This is a genomic window from Xanthomonas bonasiae (assembly GCF_014836395.1).
GTDB classification, from domain to species: domain Bacteria; phylum Pseudomonadota; class Gammaproteobacteria; order Xanthomonadales; family Xanthomonadaceae; genus Xanthomonas_A; species Xanthomonas_A bonasiae.
This window is the reverse complement of the sequence record NZ_JACSQX010000002.1, coordinates 518,779-534,593: the sequence shown is the minus strand read 5'-3', so window position 1 is coordinate 534,593 and position 15,815 is coordinate 518,779. Positions and strand designations below refer to the sequence as shown.

Here is a 15,815-nt window from a genome sequence, read left to right as displayed (position 1 = left end):
GGCTATCGATAGCACCTGTCGCGGCTGAAGCCGCTCCTACAACAAGCAACAAGATTCGCCCGCAACGCCTAGGCGAACGTATGCGGCCCATCGGCGAAGCCCAGGGTCAGCGCGCCCTTGCCGACGTTGACCATGCCGGTCAGGCTCATCACGCTTTCCAGCACCTCCACCGCGTGCGTCTCACAGACCTGGCGCAACGCCGCGTAGCCGGGCAGGGCGCGCAGTTCGCTCAGCTCGCCGCCGTAGCTCAGGCACAGCGTGGGCGTCATCAGCCCGGCGGCGACGCGCTTGCCGACGAACTCGAACAGCTTCTGCACAGCGGCGTCGAACCCCTTGATCTTGGCCACCGGCGCGGTGTCGCCGCGATAGCCGTGCAGCACCGGCTTGATGTCCAGCGCGGTGCCGAGCGCGGCGCTGATCAGGCCGACGCTGCGGTCGCCCTTGCTGCGCGCGCGGGCGCGCATGTAGTACAGGTCGCGGGTGACCATGTAGCCGTGCACGTTGCCGGCCAGTTCCTCCAGCCGTTCGCGGATCGCCTGCACGCTGGCCCCGGCCGCGCGCAGGCGTACCGCCTCCACCGCGGTCACCGCCTGCGCGGCGAACAGGTTCTGCGTGTCGATCACCCGCAGCGCGAACGGCGAGGTGTGTCCGGCGGCCTGCCGGATCGGCTTGTAGTCGTTGAGGATGGCGAAGCTGGCCTGCAGCGCATGCTGGTGGATCGGGCTGCGGGTCTTGGTGATGGTCATGCAGAACACGTGGTCGTAGTCGATCACCAGCCGGCTCAGGAACAGCTCGCGGATCTGCGCCACGCTGAACGGAATGGTTTCCGCTTCGGCGCCGTGCTCGGCCACGTGCGCATGCAGGAAGCTCAGCGTGGCTTCCTCGTCGCGATGGTCGGCCAGCACCGCCTCGCCGATGCGCACGCTGATCGGCAGCAACACGATGTTGTGGTCTGCGATGTAGTCCTGCGGCAAGTCGCAGGCAGAATCCACCACGATCCCGATACGCATCTGGCCCCCTCCGGCGTTGCGCCTCGTCAGTACCGGCTAGGTTAGCGCAGACGCCCGGGAACGTCGCGGCCGGCTCAGCCGCGGCGCTGCACGGCGACCGGCAGCGCCGCCAGCCGCGCCATCTCGCCGCGCTGCAGCAGCTGCGGATCGGCCAGCAGCGCCTGCATCAGCGGATGCGCGTCGTTGCCCCACAGCAAGGCCTCGCCGACCTGCAGCGTCGGCACGCCGAACACGCCGGCGGCGATGGCCTGTTCGGTATTGCCGCGCAGCTGCGCCTTGACCTGCGGATCGCCCACGGCGGCGGCCGCATCGGCGAAGCCCAGCGCCAGCGCCACCGGGGCCAGTGCGGCGGCATCGTCGCCGGTGTGGCCGTCGCGCCACAGCCAATCGAACAGCGCGTCGATCGCCTGCGGCGTGCTGCCGGCGGCGATGCACAGCCGCAGCGCGGCCAGCGGGTTGAACGGATGCGCCGGCGGAAACCGCAGCGGCACGCCCTCCTGCTGCGCCTGCCACTGCACGAACTGGTAGGTGAAGCTGCGCTTGTGCGGAATCTCCGCCGGTCCGCGCGTGTGCAGATGCTGCAGCACCGCGCCGAACACGATCGGCACTGGCTCGATCCGCGCGAACTCCGGCAGCGCCTTGAGCTTGTGCCAATGCAGATAGGAAAACGGCGAGACGAAATCGAAATACCAGCGCAAGCGCATGAGCGGGCTCCGGTCGGGGATGCGCCAGCTTACTCGCCTGCCGGCATGCGGCGCGGCGTGTTGCACTGCGGCGCATGCCGCGCCCGTGCGCGTGCCGCGACCGGGGCGCTGGACGCCGCGGTAGACAATGCGTCGCCGCCGATCTCGACGACGTGTGGGAACTGGGAAGGCGCGCACGCTGCAGGTCTCGACCGCGTGGCGCTATTGCCGCAGCGCATGCCGCCAGGCGTTCTTCGCATAGCTCGTGCCGCGCGGGTCTTGCTAGCGTCCGCCGCGGCAGCACCTCCGCTGCCGTGCCCGCCGACTTCCTGGGAGAAACCGAACATGCATGATGTCCAGATCGTTCCGATCGCCGCACCGCATCTGCGCGCCCCCGCGCCGCGCGCGCGCATGCGCCGGCGCCTGCTGCAGGCGCTGTTCGCCGTGTCGTGCCTGGCGGCTGCGCCGCTGGCGCTGGCCGGGCCCTACAAGATCTTCGGCAACCACTATGCGTGGGTCAACAATTTCAACGATCCCAACAACGTCATCCAGGGCACCTTCGGCACCGGCAGCACGCCGGAGCTGACGGTCACCTTCAATTTCGCCAACTCCAGTCTGTACGGGTATCCGGCGATCGTGCGCGGCTGGCACTACGACTGGAACCCGACCAGCGACACCTTGTTCCCGCGGCAGGTGTCGTCGCTGAGCACGATCCCGGTCAAGTTCACCTACAGCGCCGGCGGCAGCAACCTGGGCGGCGATTTCGCCTACGACCTGTTCTTCCGCCGCGACACCAGCAAGGGCGTGCCGCAGCTGGAAGTGATGATCTGGGGCGGACACAATTCCTGGCCGATCGGCACGCTCAGCGCCAGCAACGTGATCAGCGCCGGCGGCTACACCTTCGACCTGTGGGAAGGCAACAACAGCGCCGCCGGCTACTACGTCTACACCTTCATCCCGCACGGCACCGCCGGCCAGCCCAACCTGCCCACCAGCGGCAACCTCAACGTCGACGTCAAGCCGTTCCTGAACTGGCTGCAGGCCAACCGCAGCAAGGACGGCCGCTACAGCAACGCGCTGTATCTGCACGTGGTCGAGGCCGGCTTCGAGGTGGTGCGCGGCAACGGCTGGGCCAAGGTCAGCGCGACCATCGACGCGCATTGAGTTGCGCGCCGCAGCGGCGGCCCGACCGGGCCGTCGCCGCCCTGGCGGGAATTTCCCGGCATCGATGCTGGCGCGCCGGCAATGGCCGACGCCAGCGCGGCAAACGCAGCGGGCTGGCGCGCCACACCGTCGTCGCGGCGGACCGCGGACGCTTGCAGAGCAGCGGCCGGGCCACGGTGCGTGTCGCGACGTGATGCGGCGCGGCCCGCACCGCTTGCACCGCCCGCGCGCTACTGCGTATACGCCCGCGGCAGCGCGCCGGCCTGCTTCATGTAGCGGTCGCGCAACTCGGTCTGGCGCGAGCGCATCGGGATCGGGCGGCCGCCCAGCCAGACCTGCTCGGCGTAGTGGGCCACGTCCAGCGGATCGCCTTCCCACAGCACCAGGTCGGCGAGCTTGCCGGGGGCGATGCTGCCCAGCTTGTCGCCCACGCCCAGCGCCTCGGCCGGGACCCGGGTCAGGCCGGCCAGGCCGTCTTCCCAGGGCAGGCCGTGCGCTACCGCGTTGCCGGCCAGCTGGCGCTGCTTGCGCGCGTTGTGCGAGCCGTCGCCGCCCTGGGTGAAGCTCACCGCGACGCCGGCCGCGTTCAGCCGCGCCGCGTTCTCCAGGGTCGCGCCGATCTGGTCGAAGCTGCTCGGCAGGTCGTCCAGTGCGTTGACGAACACCGGCACCTTCACCGCGGCCAGCAGCGGCGCCAGCTTCCACGCCTCGTCGCCGCCGGCGATGGCGATGCGCACCTTCTCGCGCTGCGCCCAGCGCAGCAGCTGGCGGATGTCGGCGGCGCGGTTCACCGCCACCACGATGCGGCCCTGGCCGGCCAGGTACCTGGCCAGCACGGCGCGTCCGGCCGGGGTCAGCAAGGCATGCGGCGAGTCCGCCGGCATGCGTCCGCGCGCTTCGGCCACCAGTTGGTCGAGCAGCATCCACTGCGCGGCGCGCGACTTGCCGCTCAGTTCCAGCGCGTCGCTGCCCAGGCGCACGTACAGCGCGTGCGGGCCGATCGGGTCGGCGCCGCCGTCCAGGCGCATCACCGCGCCCTGGCCGGCGATGAAGGCGCCGCCGCTGTTGGCGCCGAGCGCGGTGAAGCCGATGCCCTCCACGCGCGCGACCGGGATCAGCACCGAGTCGGGGTTGTAGGCCAGGGTCACGTCGAACTCCGGGCGCATCGGCTGGTCGTGCGGCAGGCTTAGCGCGCTGTCCACGGTGGAGGACTCGCCGGACACTTCCTCGATGCCGATCTCGGTGATGCCGCCGAACAGTGCCGGGGTCAGCGGGCGGCCCTTGGCCTCGATCACCGCGACCCCGGCCGGAGCGGACAAGCCGCTGCCGACCGCGCGGATGGTGCCGCCCTGGACCAGCACGTCGGCGTTTTGCAGGGTGCCGCGCGCGCTGGCGGTATGCACGGTGGCGCCGCGGATCAGCACGTCCTGCGCGAAGGCGGGTACGCTGCCGAGGATCAGGCAGGCAGCGATCGCCAGGCGCTGTGCCAGGGGGCGGCGCGAATGCGGAGCGGAACGGCTCATGGGGCAGCCTCCTGGCCGAGCATGAAGTCGGATGTGGGTTGCAGGCGGCGGTCGGCGCGGTCGTAGACCTGCGCGCCGTCGATGTAGACCTTCTCGGCCAGCGCGTAGGAACTGAACGGGCTGCCGTTCCACACCACCACGTCGGCCATCTTGCCCGGCTCCAGCGAGCCGGTCTGCTTCTCGATGCCCAGCGCCTTGGCCGGGTTGCTGGTCAGCCAGCGGATCGCGCGCTCGGGCGCGATGGCGATGCCGGCGCGGCGCCCGGCGGCCATCGCCTTGGCCGCTTCCTGGTTGAGCCGCTGGATGCCTTCCTCCGAATCCGAATGCACGATGGCGCAGCCGTTGGCCGGGCGATCGACCAGCGCGATGTTTTCCTGGATGCCGTCGAAGGCCTCCATCTTGAAGCCCCACCAGTCGGCCCACAGCGCGCCGCAGACGTTTTCCTGGGCCAAGCGGTCGGCGATCTTGTAGGCCTCCACGCCGTGGTGGAAGGCGGCGATCTTGAAGCCGAATTCCTTGGCCAGGTCGAGCATGGTGGTCATCTCGTCGGCGCGGTAGCAGTGGATGTGCACGCGGATGTCGCCGTTGATCGCGCCGGCCAGGGTGTCCAGCTTCAGGTCGCGCTTGCCGCCGCTGTCGCCGGAACTGTCGTTGTCGCCGGCGCCGCGGCTCCACCAATGGCGCTTTTCCGGCGCCTTCTTCTTCGGCGCGTTCTTGCGCAGGTATTCGCTGGCGTCGATGAACGCGGCGCGGTACCCGGCGACGTTGCCCATGCGTGTGGCCGGGCCGCCCTTCTCGCCGTACACGCGCTTGGGGTTCTCGCCGCAGGCCATCTTCAGGCCCCACGGCGCGCCGGGGAACTTCATCGCCTGGTAGGTGGTGGCCGGCACGTTCTTCAGGGTCACGCCGCGGCCGCCGACCAGGTTGGCCGATCCCGGCAGCACCTGCAGCGAGGTGACGCCGCCGGCCAGCGCGGTGCCGAAGCCCGGATCCTGCGGCCAGATCGAATGTTCGGCCCAGACGTTGGGCGTCACCGGCGCGGTCATCTCGTTGCCGTCGCTGTGCGCGCTGACGCCGGGGCTGGCGTACACGCCCAGGTGCGAGTGCACGTCGATGATGCCGGGCGTGACCCACTTGCCGTGGCCGTCGATGCGGGTGACGTTGGCCGGAGCGGCGAGCGCGCGGCCCACCGCCTGCACGCGGCCGTCCTGCAGCAGCACGTCGGCATCGTCCAGGCGCTCGCCGGTGCCGGTGAGCACGGTGGCGTGCTCGATCAGCATCGGCGTGGACGCCAGCGGCCGGTAGGTGCTGGGGTAAGGGTCTTCGACGAAGCGCGAGGCGGCCGCGGCAGGGCCGCACAGCGCCACGCCCAGGCAGGCGAGCAACAGATGACGCATCAGATTTTCCCCGGATGTTGGCTGCAGCGTTGGCGCCGCCTGCGCACGCTAGCCCGAGCCGGCGCGCTTGCCAAGTGCGGGCGGCGTGGGGCGGGATTGGGGATTGGGGATTCGCAGAGCGCGTCGGCAGGCGAATGCTCACCCGCCCGTGGCTCAAGGTGACAGCGAACTGCCACGCTTTCGCCAATCCCCAATCCCCAATCCCCAATCCCCAATCCCCAATCCCCCATACGTCGGTTGTTGATGGAGGACAGCACCGATCCGGCCGACGCGATCGCGCGCCGCACGCGCCGCGCTGGGCATGGGTGGATTGGCAGAGCGATGGTCCGGGCGCGGCCAGCGTGGCCGATCGCGCGGCGGCGACAGCCCACGGATCGCTCGCCGCACACCGCATGCCGACGCCGGATCGGGTATAGAGGCCGATTGCCGACCGATGGAAATGCGATGACCGAGATCCTGCCCCGCGATGTCGTGGAGTTCTGGCGCAGCGCCGGCCGCGAGCGCTGGTTCGCCGCCAACGACTCGTTCGATGCGAACGTGCGCCAGAATTTGCTGGACGCGCATCACGCCGCGGCGCGCGACGAGTACGCGGCGTGGATGGACAGCGCCGAGGGCGCGCTGGCGCTGCTGCTGTTGCTCGACCAGGTGCCGCGCAACGCCTTCCGCGGCAGCGCGCACGCCTACGCCACCGATGGCCTGGCGCGGCGCTACGCGCAATGGGCGCTGGCGGCCGGCTACGACCAGCAGGTCGAGCCGGAGTTGCGCATGTTCTTCTACCTGCCGTACGAGCACGCCGAGGATCCGGGCCTGCAGCGCGAGGCGGTGGAGCTGTTCAGCGCGCTCGGCGATGCCGACAGCCTGCAGTGGGCCACGCAGCACGAGGACATCATCCAGCGCTTCGGCCGCTTCCCGCATCGCAATGCGGCGCTGGGGCGGGAGACGACGCAGGACGAGCAGCGGTTTCTGGACGAGGGCGGTTTCGCCGGTTGAGTGGCGCGCCGGCGGCGGCGCTGTTGCAGGGGCGGCTTCAGCCGCGACGGACTCTACGGATAGAACCTGTCGCGGCTGAAGCCGCTCCTACAGGGCGGTGTCGAGCGTTCCTGCGGGCGCCGGCGCTCAGCAGCCGCCGACCAGGTCGTCGCTGCGCCATTGGCCATCGACCAGGTGCAGCAGCCAGAATCCGTAGGTCTCGTAGCCGCTGTGCTGGATCAGGAAATCGACCGTGCCGTCGGCATCGATGTCGGCGAACTGCAGCAGCGCATAGTTGTTCTTGCGTCCCTCGCAGTCGTCGCAACCATAGTCGGCGAGGGTCTTGCGCAGTCGCCAGCCGGCGTCGCTGCGTTCCAGTACCGCCAGCAGGGTGGTCAGCTTGGGCGAGGCTCCGTCCGCGTTCGCAGCCGGCGCCGGGTCGTAGACGCTGGCGGTCACCAGGGCGACCTCGTGGCCCGGCTGCTTGGCATCGCCGATCACGGTCAGTGCCGGTGCCTCGTCGGCCGGCGGTGCGGCGAGCTGCGCCAGCAGCCGCTTCAGCGCCGCGGCAGGCAGGCGCTTGCGCACCGACGGATCGTTGCCGACGACCTGCAGCAGCGCGCGCCGCTGCGTGGCATCGAGCTCGCGGCGGGCGAAGCGCTGGCCGGGATTGAGGTCGAACGAGGCCAGCAGGGCATCGTGAGCGAAGGTGGCGCCGTGCGCGGTCTTCAGGCGCACGCGCAGGTCGCCGCCGCACATGCTGTTGTCGTCGACCGAGAACGCCAGCGGCGTCGCCACGCCGTTCTCGGCGCCGTTGTCGAACACCCGCAGCGGCTTTTTCAGCCCGCGCCAGGCGCCCAGTTCGGCTTCTTCCGACGGCGCGTTGCGCACCGGGATGTAGCTCATCACCTTCGCCTCGTCCGAGACCGGGGTGACGTAGATCACCGTCGGCGGTGGTGCGGCGGCCGGCGCGGCGGCGGCAGGCAGGGCGGCGAGGCCGATCAGTGCTGCGGTCCAGCGTTTCAGTGCGCGTGCCATGGCTTGCTTCCTCCCCGGAAGCGCAAAAACCGTATCGCAAAAAAAGCGGGCGACCCTCTGGATCGCCCGCCGTGATGCCGCTGCGTCGTGCGCCGCCGGCTCAGTATTTCGCCACGCTGCTGTCCACCTCGTCGGCCCAGGCATCGATGCCGCCGACCACGTTGTGCACGCGGCTGAAGCCGAGCGCGCGGAACTGCTCGGCGGCCTGCGCGCTGCGCCCGCCGTGGTGGCACAGGAAGGCCAGCGCGGTGTCCTTCGGCAGCGCTTCCAGCTGCGCGCGCTGGTCGCCGTCCAGGGTGCGGAACGGCACGTTCACCGACGCGATCGCGCGCTCTTCCGGCGGGCGCACGTCCACCAGGATCAGGCCGCCGGCGCGCACCTGGTCGTCGGCGTCGCGCACGCTCAGCTCCTGCACCGGCTTGGGCGCGTTCGGGTTGTCGATCGCCAGGCCGCGGCCGCGCAGGTCGTCGACCCAGTCGATGGTGATGCCTTCGGCACGGCGCGCGCTGGCCAGGTCGAACTGCACGCGCAGGCCGTTGGACTCGGCGGCGATGGCGTTCGGGTCGGTCGGCGCCAGCTGGAAGTTCGGCTGGAACTGCGCGTCGATCGCCAGCGCCAGGGTCGCACCCGGGGCATCGGCCAGCGCGCCGCGCAGCATCTCCGCGGCGGCGTCGGTGATGGTGATCGAGGGCGGGGTGCGGTCCGGCGCCTGCACGCCGAGCAGTTCGCTCAGCTCGCCGCTGCCGGCCATCTGCAGGATGATGTCGCTGCCGCCGACCAGTTCGCCGTCCACGTACAGCTGCGGGATCGTCGGCCAGTCGCCATAGGCCTTGATGCCTTCGCGGATGTCCTGGTCGGCCAGCACGTTGACGTGGGCGAAGTCGACGCCCAGTTCGTTCAGCGCACCCACCGCCTTGGCGGAGAAGCCGCACTGCGGCATGCTCGGCTGGCCTTTCATGAACAGCACGACGCGGTTGGAACTGAGCAGCGTTTCGATGCGGGAACGCAGGGCGGGATCGAGGGACATGGCAGTGATTTCGGTCGCTGAGTCGGACCGGTCATTCTACGCCGCATGGCATCATGGGGCATGACAGTTCCGGAAACGCTGCATCGCATCCCCCGTCACCCGTACCGCTGGTTGCCTTTGGCGCTGGCCTCGCAGGTGCTGGTGGCGGCGATCTGGTGGGCGTGGGGCTGGCGGGTCGGGCTGCCGGCGCTGCTGGCCTCGCATGCGGCCCTGGTGCTGCCGGTGTTCCTGCCGCGGGCCTGGCTGTACGCCCCGGTGCTCAGCCGCCTGCCCGGCACCGCGCCGCGGGTGTGGCTGACCATCGACGACGGCCCCTCCGACGACACCGCGCCGCTGCTGGACCTGCTCGACCGCCACCAGGCCAAGGCCACCTTCTTCCTGGTCGGGGAACGCGCCGCCGCGCGCCCGGAGCTGGTGCGCGAGATCCTGCGCCGCGGCCACGGCGTCGGCAACCACAGCCAGACCCACCCGCAGGCCTGGTTCTGGGCGTTGGGACCGCGGCGCATGGCGCGCGAGATCGGCCAGGCGCAGCAGGCGCTGGGCGCCATCGCCGGCACCGCGCCGCGCTGGTACCGCTCGGTGGTGGGCATGACCAACCCGTTCGTCGCCGCGCCGCTGCGCCGCCACGGCCTGACCCGGGTCGCCTGGAGCGCGCGCGGCTTCGACGGCGTGCACTGCGATCCCGCCGCGACCGTGGCGCGCATCGCGCGCGACCTGACACCCGGCGCGATCGTGCTGCTGCACGAAGGTGCGGCACATGGGCACAACCTGGCGATCGTGGAAGGCGTATTGCAGGCGATGCGCGAGAAAGGCCTGGTCAGCGTCCTGCCGGGCTAGCGCGCGCCGGCGCGAGTGTGCCCAGGCGCGCGCGCGCCCGCGGGTACGCCCGCACTGCAGTCCCTGTGGACTCTCGACGCGAGCCAGCGGCTCGCGTTCGCGCCGGGCTCAGCTGCCCTGGATGAGCCCGAACACGATCAGCGCGGCGACGCCGACCAGGGTCGCGATCGCAAAGATCAGGCCGAGCACGCCGTACAGCTTCCTGCGGTCGCGCTGGAACAGGCTGCCGATGCCAAGCGCGGCGGCGGCCAACTCGGCGAACACGCCGACCATCATCGCCATGCCGACCAGCATCGCCAGCGGCGAGTCTTCGTCCAGGCTGTCGGGCTGGGAATAGACCAGTGCCGCGCAGACGCCGATCAGCACGAGCGTCAGCACCGCGGCGATCAGGCTGACCGCGAACGAGGCGATGCCGAGGCCGGAATAGGGAGGAAGCGTTGGCGATGTCATGGGAACTCCGAGGGGGAACAGGTCGTCCCGGCGCCGATGCGCGCAGGACAGCGTGATGCGGTTCGCGTGCGCGGCGCTTGCTGCGTCGGCATGCGCTGCCAGCGCAGCGCTCGCGGATGCGGATCCGGCTAGGCCGCTCGGCGCGTTCGCACTGGATTGGGCGCGACGCCGCAGCTTGCCGAGCGTTGCATCGATCGGTGCAATCCGAGCGGTGCTGGCGATGCGCCAGCGACGGCGCGGCAGTATAGACGTCGCGCGCCTTGCCCGCTGCCGGTGGCCGTGGAAATGCGGTGCGGACCCGAGCTGCAATGCGTGCACGCAAATGATGCACAGCGTTTCCGACGGCATTGCATGCAATGTCGAAACGGCGCTGTGCGGTGTATTCCGAGCCAAGGAGGCGCGAGGCCGGCCGCGTCAGTGCGGTTCGGCCACGATCAGCCAGTTGTTGAACGGGGTGTTGCCGTACAGCGGCGCGAACGTGGCGCGCAACCCGGCGTCGCCGAGCTGGCGTTCCAGGCTGTCGCGGGTGGGATAGCACTTGGGCACTTCCTGCATCCAGCCGGCCAGGTGCGCGAGCACGTCGGTGACGCGGCTGGTGCGGCCGCGGCCGCTGGCATCACCCAGGCCGCTGCGGATCACCAGCTTGGCGCCGGGCGTGAGCATCTTCGCCACGCTGCGGATCAGGTTGGCCTGCATGGCCGCATCGAGGTACTGCAGCACGTCCAGGATCGCGACGCTGCCGCTATGGTCGGGCCAGGCCTGGCCGAGATCGACCACGTCGAAGCGGGCGCCGTGCAGGGCGCTGCGCGCGGCGATATTGATCGCGCGGCGGATCTTCGCCGCGTCGATGTCCACGCCGTGGTAGCGCTGCCGCTGGCCGTCGGCGCGCAGCGCATGCGCGAGCAGGCCCAGGCCGCAGCCCAGGTCCAGCACCGGGGCGTCGGTGCCGCGCAGCGCGGCGAGCACGCCAGGGTAGAGCGGATCGGTGCGCAGCTTGGTGCGGGTGTAGTAGTAGTCGTAGCGATTGCCGAGCGGATGCGTCGGCAGGAAGGCACGGGCGATGGCCAGGGCCTGCGGTCGGGTCATGGGCTGGATGGTGCTGGCGTCGCGCAATGTCGGTCCTTGGCAGCGGGGCGTCGTACTCCGCTAGGCTAACGCATCGCGCGCCGCAGGCAACAGCACACCGGTCCAGCGCGCATACATCGCCGCCGATGGATGCAGGCCGTCGGCGGCGAGCATCGCGGCGCTGCCGCCGCCATCGCGGCTGGCCGCGGTGATGTCGACGAAGCGCACCGCACGCGCCTGGCAGCACGCCTGTGCGGCGGCATTGAATGCATCGATCTGCGTGCCGATCAGGGCCGGATCGTGTGCGGGCGGCTGCGCGAACGCGGTCACGCCCCAATCCGGGATCGACACCGCCAGCACTCGCCGCGGCTGGCCGTCGGCAAAGCCGATCGCGCGTTGCAGCAGCGCGGCGAACTGTTCGCGGTATTCCTCGAGCGCGCGTCCGCGGTACTGGTTGTTGACCCCGATCAGCAGCGTCACCAGCGCGAACGGACCCTGCGGCGCGGCCGCATCGATGCCGGCAGCGAGTTCGTCGGTGGTCCAGCCGGTGGTGGCGACGATCTGCGGATCGGCGATGGCGATACCGTCGTGGCGCAGCGCCGCGGCCAGTTGCAGCGGCCAGCGCCCGCTGTCGGCGACGCCTTCGCCGATCGTGTAGGAATCGCCTAACGCCAGATAGCGCAGCGGGGCATGGTGGAGCGTGGCGAAGCTGACCTGGCTCATCGCGACGGCACCGAAAACGGCCGGGTCACAGGCGCCGGAAATCGCAGCAACGCTTCACACTTTGCCCATTCCCGATTCCCCATTCCCGATTCACCGCCCCCCAGCCACACTGCGCGGCTTCAGCGGCACCACCTTGGTCGCCGCGTCGGCGCGGCGCGCCAGCACCCGGTCGATGCGCGCGAACACTTCGCGCATCACCGCCGCTTCCGGCAACAGGGTCACGCGGAAATGGTGGCGGTAGGGCACGTTGAAGCTGGAACCGGGCACCACCAGCACGCCCTCGTCGTTCATCAGCTCCAGGGCGAAGTCGTGGTCGTCGAAATTGCGCGCGGCCGCGCCGACCACCGCCGGGAACGCGTACAGCGCCCCGGCCGGCTGCACCAGCGCCAGATGCTCGCTGGCCGCACAGGCCTCGATCACCGCGCGGCGGGTTTCGTACAGGCGCCCGCCCGGCGCGCACAGCGGCGAGATCGTGTCCGGGCCGTTGACCGCGGCGTCGATCGCGTACTGGCCCGGCACGTTCGCACACAGGCGCAGCGCACCGAGCAGGTCCATCGCGTTGCGGAATTCGGTGACGCGCTCGGCGGCGCCGGACAGCAGCGCCCAGCCCACCCGCCAGCCGCAGGCGCGGTGCACCTTGCTCAGGCCGCCGAAACTGATGCACGGGTGTTCGCCGGCCAGCGGCGCGACCGGCACGAACGCGGCGCCGTCGTACAGCACCTGGTCGTAGATCTCGTCGACCATCAGCAGCAGGTTGTGCTTGGCCGCGATCGCCACGATCTTCTCCAGCAACTCGCGCGAATAGCTCGCGCCGCTGGGATTGTTCGGATTGATCAGCACGATGGCGCGGGTGCGCGAGGAGACCAGCGTCTCGATCTCCACCGGATCGGGCTGGAAGCCGTTCTCCGGCGCGCAGCGGTAATAGACCGGGCGGCCGTCGTTGAGGATGGTGGCGGCCGACCACAGCGGATAGTCGGGCGAGGGCACCAGCACTTCGTCGCCGGGGTTGAGCAGGGCGCGCAGCGACAGGTCGATCAGCTCGCTGACCCCGTTGCCGATGAAGATGCGGTCCGGATGCGCGTCCGGGTGCTGGCGCCGCGCATAGGCGGCGGCGATCGCCTCGCGCGCCTCCGGCAGGCCCTGCTGGTGGGTATAGGGATCGGTGCGGCCCATGTCGTCGGCGATCGCGCGCTGCAGGTGCTCCGGCGCGCGGAACCCGAACGCGCCGGGATTGCCGATGTTGAGCTTGATCAGCTTGCGCCCCTGCGCCTCCAGCTCCCGGGCTCGCCGCGCCAGTTCGCCCCGGATCTCGTAGCGGACTTCGGACAGGCGTTCGCGGATCGCGAGCGGCTTGATCGGCAGGGTGGGCATCGCATAGGCCGGTGGGGGCGTGGAACCGGCATGGTAACGGAAATGTGACACGGCGGCCGGCCCGGGGCCCGCACCGTCTAGAATCCGCCCATGACTTCCCCCCAGATCGACTTCGACGCGCTGCGCCCCATAGGCTGGCCCTGGCCCGGCATGCCGGAAGAACCGGCCTGGCTGGCGGCGATGGCCGCGCACCCGCTGGCGCGGCCGGCGCGGGTCAGCGAGCAGCACCGCACCGGCTACGTGGTGGCCGATGCGGTGGATACCGGCTTCAAGGTCGAGTCGCTGCCGGAATGGCAGCGGCCGCGGTTCCCCAGCCACGAGCGCGCCGCGGTCGGCGACTGGGTGCTGCTGGAGGACGACAAGCGCATCGTGGCGCTGCTGCCGCGACGTACCGCGATCAAGCGCGGCGCGGCCGGCGAGCACTATCACCAGCAGGTGATCGCGGCCAACATCGATACGGTGTTCATCGTCTGCGGCCTGGATGCGGACTTCAATCCGCGGCGCATCGAGCGCTATCTGCTGCTGGTCGGCGGGGGCGGCGCCGAGCCGGTGGTGATCCTGACCAAGGCCGATCTCACCGAGTACGCCGACGATGCGCTGGCGGTGCTGGAGGAGTTGGCCGCGCAGTCGATTCCGCTGCTGACCGTCAACGCCAAGGACCCCGACAGCGTGGCGGCGCTGCGGCCGTGGCTGGGCGCCGGGCGCACGGCGGTGCTAGTCGGCTCGTCCGGCGCCGGCAAGTCCACGCTCACCAACACCTTGCTCGGGGTGCAGAAGATGCGCACCGCGGCGGTGCGCGAGAACGATTCGCGCGGCCGCCACACCACCACCCACCGGGCGCTGCTGCCGCTGCCGTCCGGCGCCTGCCTGATCGACACGCCGGGCATGCGCGAGCTCAAGCCCACCGGCGAGGAAGACCTGGCCGAGGGCGGGTTCGCCGACATCGAGGCGCTGGCCGCGCAGTGCCGCTTCAACGATTGCGCGCACCAGGCCGAACCGGGCTGTGCGGTGCAGGCGGCGATCGAGCGCGGCGACATCGAGGAGGCGCGGCTGGCCAACTACATGAAGCTGCGCGACGAAGTCGCCGGTGCCGCCAGCAAGCTGGCGCAGCGCCAGGCGCAGAACGCGGACGCCGCCAGGTCGGGCCGGCCCGGCGCGGGCAAGCCCGGCGGCAAGCGGCCGACGCCGCGCAACCAGCGCCGCTGACCGGCCGCGTCCGCCCGCCACGCTTGCGATGACCGCGCTGCCTGCCGAGATCCTGCACCACGCCGCGCTGGATGCGCGCCTGGTCAAGGCGGTGCGCGGCATCCGCCTGCTGGCGCTGGCGAGCTGGCCGGCGGCGGTGCAGGCGCCGTTCCTGGACAGCGTGGCGCGCGGCCAGCCGCAGCTGCCGCAGGTGCAGTACCCGCGGCTGGATTTCGCCGACACGCGCCGCGAGTTGGCGGCGATCGCGCAGGGAGCCGATTCGACGCATCCGCTGGGCGCGTATCTGCAAGCCTCCGCGCATAGCTGGGACCTGGCCGCGGCGTTGCTCGAGTCCCTGGGCACACCGGCGGTCGGCACGTACTCGGCGCAGCTGTTCGGCGTGCCCGAGGATCCGATGCCCGGGCATGGCCCGACCACCCGCGATGCCGCCGGCCACTTCATCCGGATCGCGCAGGAGCTGGATCGCGAACTGCTGTCGGCGGAAGAGCAGGTGCCGGTGTCGGCGACGGCGCTGCGCCTGCAACTGCAGCAGGACCTGGACGAATTCTTCGGCGCGCGGGTGATCGCGGTGGAACTGGATCCGGAGTTGCTGGCCAAGGCCGCGGCCGGCGCGCACCGCATCCGCCTGTGCTCCGGCGCCTCGTTCAGCGACTACGACCGCGCGCAGCTGTTCCACCACGAGGCGCTGGTGCATTCGCTGACCGCGCTCAACGGCCGCGAGCAGGCGCATCTGCCGAGCATGGCCCTGTCGTCGCCGCGGGTCACCGCCACGCAGGAGGGGCTGGCGACCTTCGCCGAGCAGATCACCGGCAGCATCGACATCGAACGCATGAAGCGCATCAGCCTGCGCATCGAGGCGATCGCGCTGGCGCGCGGCGGTGCCGATTTCGTCGAGGTGTTCCGCTATTTCGATGCGACCGGGCAGTCGCCGGCGGAGAGCTTCTCCTCGGCGCAGCGGGTGTTCCGCGGCGTGCCGACCGGCGGTGGCGCCGCCTTCACAAAGGACACCGTGTATCTGCGCGGGCTGGTGTCGGTGCACACCTTCTTCCGCCAGGCCTTGCAGCGCGATCGCCTGCCGCTGTGCCGCTGGCTGTTCGCCGGCAAGATGGCGCTGGAGGACGTGGCCGCGTTTGCGCCGCTGTTCGAGGCCGGCGTGCTGGCGCCGCCGCGCTGGTTGCCGAACTGGGTCGCGCGCGCCAGCGGCCTGGCCGGCATGCTGGCGTTCTCGCTGTTCGCCAACCGCATCCGCATGGATCAGCTGGACAGCGCCGAAGGCGCCTGAACGCCGCCGCGTCGCGCTCACCTGCCGCGAATGCGCGCGTGCCGATACTGCGTGCCTGGCCTGCAGCGCA

15 protein-coding genes are annotated in these 15,815 nt (G+C 70.8%); 5 read left to right on the top strand and 10 right to left on the bottom strand.

Annotation, left to right across the window (positions count from 1 at the left end; all coding sequences use genetic code 11):
* Positions 1-68: 68 nt before the first annotated feature.
* The gene (locus H9658_RS05040; RefSeq protein WP_191824564.1) at positions 69-1,010 is read right to left on the bottom strand and encodes a DegV family protein; all 942 of its coding nucleotides are present in this window, start codon (positions 1,008-1,010) and stop codon (positions 69-71) included.
* Between the two features lie 74 nt (positions 1,011-1,084).
* Positions 1,085-1,714, bottom strand: a complete 630-nt coding sequence (locus H9658_RS05035) for a 2-hydroxychromene-2-carboxylate isomerase (RefSeq protein WP_191824563.1) — start codon at positions 1,712-1,714, stop codon at positions 1,085-1,087.
* Positions 1,715-2,104: 390 nt separating this feature from the next.
* Between H9658_RS05035 and H9658_RS05030 the strand changes: the two genes are divergently transcribed.
* Positions 2,105-2,857 (top strand): GH12 family glycosyl hydrolase domain-containing protein, encoded by a 753-nt coding sequence (locus tag H9658_RS05030; RefSeq protein WP_225209770.1) that lies wholly within the window; start codon positions 2,105-2,107, stop codon positions 2,855-2,857.
* 230 nt (positions 2,858-3,087) lie between these two features.
* Here H9658_RS05030 and H9658_RS05025 read toward each other — a convergent pair whose 3' ends face one another.
* Both H9658_RS05025 and H9658_RS05020 read right to left on the bottom strand, forming a co-directional pair.
* Entirely contained in the window at positions 3,088-4,380 is a 1,293-nt protein-coding gene (locus H9658_RS05025) for an amidohydrolase family protein (RefSeq protein WP_191824561.1), read from the bottom strand.
* Positions 4,377-5,777 (bottom strand): amidohydrolase, encoded by a 1,401-nt coding sequence (locus tag H9658_RS05020; protein WP_191824560.1) that lies wholly within the window; start codon positions 5,775-5,777, stop codon positions 4,377-4,379. Before H9658_RS05020 ends, H9658_RS05025 begins: the two co-directional genes overlap by 4 nt.
* A 444-nt stretch (positions 5,778-6,221) precedes the next feature.
* Between H9658_RS05020 and H9658_RS05015 the strand changes: the two genes are divergently transcribed.
* On the top strand, positions 6,222-6,767 hold the full coding sequence (locus H9658_RS05015; protein ID WP_191824559.1) for a DUF924 family protein: 546 nt from the start codon (positions 6,222-6,224) through the stop codon (positions 6,765-6,767).
* 126 nt (positions 6,768-6,893) lie between these two features.
* Here H9658_RS05015 and H9658_RS05010 read toward each other — a convergent pair whose 3' ends face one another.
* On the bottom strand, positions 6,894-7,784 hold the full coding sequence (locus H9658_RS05010; RefSeq protein WP_191824558.1) for a hypothetical protein: 891 nt from the start codon (positions 7,782-7,784) through the stop codon (positions 6,894-6,896).
* Between the two features lie 100 nt (positions 7,785-7,884).
* A complete protein-coding gene (grxD, locus tag H9658_RS05005) occupies positions 7,885-8,811 on the bottom strand; it encodes a Grx4 family monothiol glutaredoxin (protein ID WP_191824557.1) in 927 nt (308 codons plus the stop codon).
* Positions 8,812-8,856: 45 nt separating this feature from the next.
* Here grxD and H9658_RS05000 point away from each other — a divergent pair, with 45 nt between their 5' ends.
* Positions 8,857-9,648: a polysaccharide deacetylase family protein gene (locus tag H9658_RS05000; protein WP_191824556.1), complete on the top strand. Its 792-nt coding sequence runs from the start codon at positions 8,857-8,859 to the stop codon at positions 9,646-9,648.
* A gap of 108 nt (positions 9,649-9,756) precedes the next feature.
* Here the strand turns inward: H9658_RS05000 and H9658_RS22865 are convergent, their stop codons facing one another.
* From H9658_RS22865 to H9658_RS04980, 4 genes are all read right to left on the bottom strand, one after another.
* Positions 9,757-10,446 carry a hypothetical protein gene (locus tag H9658_RS22865; protein WP_225209741.1) on the bottom strand — a complete coding sequence of 230 codons (690 nt, stop codon included), beginning with the start codon at positions 10,444-10,446 and terminating at the stop codon, positions 9,757-9,759.
* A gap of 66 nt (positions 10,447-10,512) precedes the next feature.
* Entirely contained in the window at positions 10,513-11,184 is a 672-nt protein-coding gene (locus H9658_RS04990) for a methyltransferase domain-containing protein (protein ID WP_191824555.1), read from the bottom strand.
* A gap of 60 nt (positions 11,185-11,244) precedes the next feature.
* Positions 11,245-11,886: an SGNH/GDSL hydrolase family protein gene (locus tag H9658_RS04985; RefSeq protein ID WP_191824554.1), complete on the bottom strand. Its 642-nt coding sequence runs from the start codon at positions 11,884-11,886 to the stop codon at positions 11,245-11,247.
* 90 nt (positions 11,887-11,976) lie between these two features.
* Entirely contained in the window at positions 11,977-13,257 is a 1,281-nt protein-coding gene (locus tag H9658_RS04980; RefSeq protein WP_191824553.1) for a pyridoxal phosphate-dependent aminotransferase, read from the bottom strand.
* A 90-nt stretch (positions 13,258-13,347) separates the two neighbouring features.
* Between H9658_RS04980 and rsgA the strand changes: the two genes are divergently transcribed.
* Positions 13,348-14,463, top strand: coding sequence for a ribosome small subunit-dependent GTPase A (rsgA, locus tag H9658_RS04975; protein WP_191824552.1), 1,116 nt, complete (start codon positions 13,348-13,350; stop codon positions 14,461-14,463).
* 28 nt (positions 14,464-14,491) lie between these two features.
* Positions 14,492-15,745, top strand: a complete 1,254-nt coding sequence (locus H9658_RS04970; RefSeq protein WP_191824551.1) for a flavohemoglobin expression-modulating QEGLA motif protein — start codon at positions 14,492-14,494, stop codon at positions 15,743-15,745.
* Positions 15,746-15,815 lie beyond the last annotated feature (70 nt).